This is a genomic window from Flavobacterium sp. P1_E4, assembly GCF_056405915.1.
In genome coordinates, this window is record NZ_JBFUBE010000077.1 from 1 (window position 1) to 884 (window position 884).

Sequence of the window (884 nt, forward strand, 5' to 3'; positions counted from 1 at the left end):
AAGCGGTGCCGAAAGCTGCCGTTATTTCTGCTGCCGTTGGATTGCAAAATACTGTGCCTGCCGGGGTCAAGGTGATCACAGGAAACTCCGTGTCTCTAGTATAAGTTACCGTTTGCGAAGCCAAGCCTGTGTTCCCGCAAGCATCGGTTACCGTCCAGTTTTTGGTGGTAGAGAACGTACAACCCGAGCCTGTTTCTGCTGCTTCGGTACCGGTTGCTGTTAAGCCTGTGAAGCAGTTGTCGCTTACACTGGCGGTGCCGAAGGCTGCCGTGATTTCTGCTGCCGTTGGATTACAGCCCAATGTACCTGCAGCAGTTAAAGTGATCACCGGAAGTTCCGTGTCTCGGGTATAAGTTAGCGTTTGTGAAGCCAAGCCTGTATTTCCGCAGGCATCGGTTACCGTCCAGTTTTTGGTGGTGGAGAACGTACAACCCGAGCCCGTTTCTGCTGCTTCGGTGCCAGTTGCAGTTAAGCCTGTGGTGCAGTTGTCGCTTACACTGGCGGTGACGAAGGCTGCCGTGATTTCTGCTGCTGTTGGATTACAGCCCAATGTGCCTGCAGCGGTTAAAGTGATCACCGGAAGCTCCGTGTCTCTAGTGTAAGTTACCGTTTGCGAAGCCAAGCCTGTATTTCCGCAGGCATCGGTTACCGTCCAGTTTTTGGTGGTAGAAAAAGTACAACCACTGCCGGTTTCTAAGGTCTCTGTACCGCTGGCAACTAAACCTATTGAGCAGTTGTCGCTTACACTGGCTGTGCCGAAGGCTGCCGTTATTTCTGCTGCCGTTGGATTACAACCTAATGTACCTGCAGCAGTTAAAGTGATCACCGGAAGTTCCGTGTCTCGCGTATAAGTTAGCGTTTGTGAAGCCGTGCCTGTATTTCCG

Annotated in this window: 1 pseudogene; it reads right to left on the minus strand. The window is 52.0% G+C overall.

The annotated features are described in order from the left end of the window. A pseudogene (locus tag AC1DY0_RS19060) lies at positions 1-884 on the minus strand (hypothetical protein); the annotation flags it as partial.